Source organism: Natronomonas sp., assembly GCF_046710025.1.
In the GTDB taxonomy this organism is placed as follows: Archaea; Halobacteriota; Halobacteria; order Halobacteriales; family Haloarculaceae; genus Natronomonas.
In genome coordinates this window covers 1-5817 of sequence record NZ_JBKEGK010000162.1, presented here as the reverse complement: position 1 = coordinate 5817, position 5817 = coordinate 1, and the positions used below count along the sequence as shown (strand labels likewise).

8 protein-coding genes are annotated in these 5817 nt (G+C 66.0%); 1 reads left to right on the top strand and 7 read right to left on the bottom strand.

Annotation, left to right across the window (positions count from 1 at the left end; genetic code table 11):
- Window positions 1-266 precede the first annotated feature (266 nt).
- The gene (locus ACI944_RS10740; RefSeq protein WP_411719047.1) at window positions 267-845 is read right to left on the bottom strand and encodes a hypothetical protein; all 579 of its coding nucleotides are present in this window, start codon (window positions 843-845) and stop codon (window positions 267-269) included.
- Window positions 846-848: 3 nt separating this feature from the next.
- Complete coding sequence (locus tag ACI944_RS10735; RefSeq protein ID WP_411719046.1) at window positions 849-1247, bottom strand: hypothetical protein; 399 nt, start codon at window positions 1245-1247, stop codon at window positions 849-851.
- A 44-nt stretch (window positions 1248-1291) separates the two neighbouring features.
- Between ACI944_RS10735 and ACI944_RS10730 the strand changes: the two genes are divergently transcribed.
- Window positions 1292-1585: a hypothetical protein gene (locus ACI944_RS10730; protein WP_411719045.1), complete on the top strand. Its 294-nt coding sequence runs from the start codon at window positions 1292-1294 to the stop codon at window positions 1583-1585.
- Here ACI944_RS10730 and ACI944_RS10725 read toward each other — a convergent pair.
- The 5 genes from ACI944_RS10725 to ACI944_RS10705 form a co-directional block, all read right to left on the bottom strand.
- Window positions 1582-1827, bottom strand: a complete 246-nt coding sequence (locus tag ACI944_RS10725; RefSeq protein ID WP_411719044.1) for a hypothetical protein — start codon at window positions 1825-1827, stop codon at window positions 1582-1584. The two genes, ACI944_RS10730 and ACI944_RS10725, sit on opposite strands and share 4 nt — an antisense overlap.
- Window positions 1824-2039, bottom strand: a complete 216-nt coding sequence (locus ACI944_RS10720; RefSeq protein WP_411719043.1) for a hypothetical protein — start codon at window positions 2037-2039, stop codon at window positions 1824-1826. Before ACI944_RS10720 ends, ACI944_RS10725 begins: the two co-directional genes overlap by 4 nt.
- A gap of 90 nt (window positions 2040-2129) precedes the next feature.
- Window positions 2130-2288, bottom strand: coding sequence for a hypothetical protein (locus ACI944_RS10715; RefSeq protein ID WP_411719042.1), 159 nt, complete (start codon window positions 2286-2288; stop codon window positions 2130-2132).
- Window positions 2289-2417: 129 nt separating this feature from the next.
- Window positions 2418-5309, bottom strand: coding sequence for a phage portal protein (locus ACI944_RS10710; RefSeq protein ID WP_411719041.1), 2892 nt, complete (start codon window positions 5307-5309; stop codon window positions 2418-2420).
- 41 nt (window positions 5310-5350) lie between these two features.
- The gene (locus ACI944_RS10705) at window positions 5351-5527 is read right to left on the bottom strand and encodes a hypothetical protein (protein ID WP_411719040.1); all 177 of its coding nucleotides are present in this window, start codon (window positions 5525-5527) and stop codon (window positions 5351-5353) included.
- Window positions 5528-5817 lie beyond the last annotated feature (290 nt).

Sequence of the window (5817 nt, the reverse complement as noted above, 5' to 3'; positions counted from 1 at the left end):
ATCGCCGGGCGATCGACGGCGCTGTTGAGGTCAACGCCCACGTCGGCGATCAATCCCCGCGCTCGGGAGAGTGACTCTCGGAGTTCGTCAACGTCGCCGTTATCGGCTTTCGCTTCTGCCTGGAGCGCCCCGCAAATCCGTTCGGCGGCGTCTTGGTCGTGGCCCTCCTCGTCGGTCATGGTTCGGACGCAAGAATCCCAGTCGTCAAATCCAGCGAATGGCATAGGCGACAGTCGGCGGCCCGAGGCCCTAAGCGTTCGGGCGGGTCAGGAGTCGAGCCCGAGGTCGAACTCTTCGCTATCGTCGTAGACGAGCGTCGCCTCCTCGCGCCGGACGGCCGGGACCGCGGTTATCGGCGTGCCCGTCCCGAGCCCCTCGCCGACGCCGGCCCCGCTGACGGCCCGAAACGCCCCGTCGATAGCCGTCCCGAGCCCCTCGCCGTCGCCCGCCGCAGTCACGTCCGCAGTCGCGTCCGGGACCGCCCGCCCGTAGCCGGTCCCCGTCCCGGCGGAGTCAACGACCGATAGCGTCCCCTTAAGCGTGACCGACCCGCGGAGGTCAACCGACGCTGCAGTGCGCTCGTCGCCCGCCGCGATCGCCAGCGTTTCACCGCGGTTGACACCGATCGGCTGGACCGGCGTGTTCGACGCCGTATAGGTCCGCGTCGTCGTGGCTGTCCCGACACCCTCGCCGACGCCCGCCGCGGCCTCCGTCGCCGTCCCCTGAAGGTCAAGTGTCCCGTCGAGCGTGACACTCCCGGAGCCGGAGAGATTGATCGTCTCGGAGACGGTCCGCTCGCCGGCCGGGATCGACAGCGTCTCGCCGTCGCTGACGGTACTCGTCATACGTTAGGCTTCGGTGCGGTCGATGATGTCGAAGGTCAGATTGCCGCTGTTGAAGGTCAACACCGTGCCCGTCGAAATGTCGAACGGCGTCCCGTTCATCGTGAAGCGGGCGAGTTCTTCGCCGCCCGTCGAGGCGTCGAACAGCGCCACATCTTCGAGCCCGTTCACGTCGACGAGCGCCTCCCCGAAGTCCACCGGGACGGCGTTCTCAAAGGATGTGTTCGTGGTGTTCCAGTCGGGGCCGGCATCGAGGCCGACGCGGTCGTTCTGGAAGTCCGTCGAGCGTTCCGTGCCCGTGTCGTCGAACACCGCGACGTACACCGTCGTCGGCGGCGCGCGGACGGTGCCCTGACTCATGAGGTCGCGGATCTGCTCGGCGATATGGACGCTGAAATCTGACATCGTTATGCGATAGTTCTTTGCCGCTCCGCGTAAACGTTGCCCCTATGGGAGACACGTTTTGGTACGCCTACGGCGGCGACGTATCGGGACCGTTCTTCGAGACGAAAGCCGACGCCGCCGACGCGTGCGACGACGGCGAGACACCGCGGCCGGTAGCGGGTGCCGTGATCGACACCAACGGCGAGGGCGGCGAATCGGGCGGCGACGGCGACACGGCGCTCGACGACATGAGCCACGACGAACTGAAAGCCGAAGCCGAACTCCGCGGGATTGCCGACGAGACGGACTTACGCTCGAGGGCCTCAATCCGCGAGGCGCTTCGGGACGCGGACGCTTAGGCCGACTCCTGCCGGACGACCACGCGATCCGCGCGGACGTAGTTTCGGATCGCGTACAGAATATTCCCGATCCCGAGCGTCATGAACAGAAAAATCAGGTGCCACGCCCACGACCCGCCCGAGGCATCCCGGAGGCGTGTTTCGGTGTCGCTCCCGCGGAGCACGCGATAGCCCTCCGCGACGAGGCGGTCAACCTCCCGCTCGCGTTCGTGTCGATCTGCGACGGTGAGGGTGCGGGTCATGCCCCCTGTGCCTCCTGAAGCGCCGTGACAATGTCGTCGGTGATGTCAACCGACTGTTTGCCAGCATCAAAAAATCCGGTATAGGTGTGCGTAGCCACTTCTTTTTCTGAATCCCATACTTCCAGTTCAACTAAACCGTCACCGATGTAGTGAAGCATTACTCGGAAGTCGCCGTCGCTGTTGAGGGTAGTGGTTTCTGTTTTGTCACTCATGTTTCGCCCTCCGGGCGGCCGCCGTCCGTCACGGTTGTTTTCGGGACCCACTCGCCGCCGACGCGGACGTAGTAGAAGGACGGATCGAGGTCACTCGGCATCGTCGCCCTCCACATCGAACGCCGCGGCCGCCGTCGCGACCGCCTGGGCACGGGAGCCGCAGTCCTCGCCGAGCGCGTCCTGTATTCGATCCAACCGCCGGATCGTCTCGTCCGGCACCGATACCGATTTGAAGCCGTTGGGTGGCATACGCGACAGGCTACGGTAGCCTACAGTAAAAGCCTTTGTAGGATACGGTAGGATACTCCGATAGGCTACGGTAGCCTGTCGTGGGATACTGTGGGATACGGGCGTGGGATACGGTAGCCTCCGGCGGCGTTAGACCGCGTCGCCGTCGCCGCCGTAGTCCGCGTCGTCCACGTCCTCCCTATCGACGAGTTGCGTCACGCACCGACACCCGATGCCCGGCTCCGAATCGCCGGGAACTGACTCGGCGCGGGACCCGCGCTCGTAGGTGACTTCCCACGACTCGCCGGGGCGCTTCCACGTCCCGTCCATCTCGGCGTGGGCGTCCCGGACCCGATCGTCACCCGCCGTCCGCCACACTTCGACTTTGCCGAGATCCGCCGCGACCGCCTCACGCGCTTTCCCGCTGGCAATCTGTAACTCTTGGCGCGCGATCCGCTCGGCCCCGCCCCAGCCCGCTTCGAGGTCGCCCTGTTCGGCGATGTCCTGGGCGATTTCGCGGGAGTTCTTCCCCTCGGCGAAGCCGTCCCCGACCGTCTCGCGGATGTCCTCCGCCATGTTCTCGGCGATGTCGTCGGCGAACTGTTGGGTCCGATCCGACAGTTGCTCGCGAATCGCCCGCTCGTCAACGTCGACCGACGCATCCGCCTCTTCGCTGGCGTGTTCAATCGCTTCGAGGGCTTCGTTCACGGACGCTTCTTCAAGCCGCGTTTGGATCGACTCCGCGAGGTCGTTGTCGGTCAGGAGTTCTTTGAGTCGCCGGGCGACGGCCATCACGGACTTACTCGTCTCCCCGTCCGCGTCGGCGGCCATGCTGTCGATCGCGTCCTGTATCTCGTCGTCGTCGAGCACGTCCGCGAAGAGGTCCTCGAAGTCCGAAGCGAGGTCCGACGCCAGCGTTTCGATTTCGCCCGCTTGCACGTCGAACATGGCCCACTCGTCGGTGTTCCGGAGGGGCTCGTCCTTCGCCATGTCCGCCTGGCCGCTGAGAGCCGTCGTGTGAGCGTTCGTCGACTCCGTGGTGTTCCCGTCAGACGACGGGTCCGGCGCGTCGTGCGCGTCTGCGTAGCTATCGCGTTCGAGCGATTTGTAGGTCGGCTCCTCGCCACGCAGTTCGGCCACCTCGTCGCTCCGGGCTTGCGCCCACTCCATCGCCCGGCCGTCGCCGACGCCGCCCCACTTGGCGTATTGGGCGTTCCCGCAGTCGGCCCACTCTTCGTCCGTCCACTCGCCCGGCGACCCCTCGGCAGTCACGTCCTCGGCGTGACTCGTGAGGTACGTCGCGATCTCGTCGACAACATCCGGCCCGACTTCGTCGTTTTGAATCTGGTTCCGGCGGTCGTCGCCGACGCCCGTCCCGCAGTCGTCCGGGATCAGTCCTTCGTCGCCCGCTTCGGCGGCGGCATCGGCGGCGGCGACCATGTAGTCCGGCGGCGTGAGGTCGATCGTGCCGTCGCCCACGTCGTACTCAGCCTTCGACAGCGCGGCCATGATCCCCTCGGCCCCCTCGGGCGGATCGGAGCCCTCGACGACATCGTCTTTGAATCCGTCGGGGGCGTCCTCGGGGAGGTCGATCCCCAACTCGCGGGCGGCCGTCTCCCGCGTCCGGAGGTTCGCGTTCCACTCCTGCCGGATGCGATCCGAGCGCATCTGCCGGGTCGTCTCCGAAAAGCCCGGCGTGAACTCGAAGCGATAGCCGTCGTAGTGTTCCAGCCACCCGTGGTTCAGCCACCGTTCGACATCCTGCAAGTACGGCCCGAGCGTGTTCGTCTCGAAGTTTTCGCGCTCACCCTGGAACGTGTTGTAGTTGATCTGCTCGGGTTCGACGCCGACGACGGCCGTCGGGACCTGGAACGCGGCGGCGACGACACGGGCGTACCACTTCATGCGTTCCGTGAACTCCAGTTCTTTGAAGTTCATCGACATCGGCTCGAATTTGACATCGCCGCCCCGGCCGGCGAACATCATCGACTTGTGCGGCTTGCCGCGGAGGTTCTCGGCGTTGTTGGCCTTCCATTCGAGGACTTCCTCGCGGTCCCATTCCTCGAACACCCACGCCCCCGACGGGATTGACCCCCGCGACAGGTAATTTTGCTCTTGATCGACGGCAAGATCAAGCGACTGAATGAACTCCGCGACGTTCAGCGTCGGCGGCGAGCCATACGCCCTGTTCGTCGCCGGGGCGTTGTCGGACCACATGACCTCCCGAAGCGCGAAGTGTTCGGGATCGCCGACGCCGCGGGACGCCTGTCGCGTCGCGCCGGGCGACGAGCGTCGGGAAAACTGCCAATAGCCCGACGGCACGCCCGACTTGTCGTTGTAGTCCTTCGTCCACACCTCCGGCGCGGTCGGCTGGAGCGCGAGCGGTTCGAGGTCTAACGGATCGGCGGTGAGTTCGTTCTGCTCGTCGTAGTACCGTTCGTCAAAGACTTTCGTCGCGACCATCGACCCGACTTCGAGATAGTCGCGCATCCACATCTCGATGGCATCGCTCCAGTCGAGATGCGGGACCGGCCGGCGGAGGTCCTCATAAATCCGCTCGGCTTGGGCGTCCGGGAGGTCCTTCTGAATCGGCGTCCGCTCGCCCGGCGGCGTCGACAGGCGCTTGTCCGTCTCGCGGGCGTCGTCGGTCGTCGTGATTGTCCACGACGTTTCCGACACCTCTTTTGAAATCGACTGGACCATCATCTGCACCCATGCGTTTTCCTGCGAGAGCACGCGCAACTCGACGGGGTCGAAGTCCCACCGCCGCCCCATCGAGGGGTCGTAGAGCCACGGGAATTCGGCTTTCCAGTTCGGATCCGCGCCCTCCGGGAGGCCGGCGTCCTGCTTGGCGAACGGCGTATCCATCGTCGCCGACTCCCCGCCCGCCGGCCCCTCGCGGACGGCGACGCCGGGGTTGGCTTCGAGAAACGCCTGGTTGTAGCGTTCGATGTCCACCGGCTCGGCCTCGTCGGGAGCCGGGAACGCGTCGGTCGTGCCGCCCGCGTCGTCGCTATCGCCGGGCGAATCGCGGAAGTCCATACGCGACGGGACGGGGCCGTGGTGGTTAGGCGTTCGGGTGCCTACTCCCCGACGTGCTCGGCGTGGATAGTCCACCGTGCCTCGGGGAACTCCGCAATCACGGTGTCGTCGGCATCGTATAGGCGGAGCGTCCCGTCGTGAGTGCGGTCGGTATAGGCCACGCCGGTCACGGTCACACGGTCCCCGGCGGCGGTCGCGACAGTCACGGGTTCAGACATACGCGATCGAACGACGGCGTGGGGGAAAACGCCGTCGGTAGAAAGCCAACCGTCTGGAAGCCACGCCGGGACGTGAAAAGCGCCCCGGCGCACGGAAACGATAACGACCACGTCGGGCGGGGTCGGCGGCCCGCCCGGAACGATCCACCGACCGAAGCAGATCGGACGCAAGTGCCCGTCCGGACGATACGACGGCCGACGGAACGGGACGCCGACCGACAGATGCGACGTGGGGCGGCGGGGCCTAATGCGTATCGGTCGCCCCGGTCAGAATACGTCCGTCACGCCGC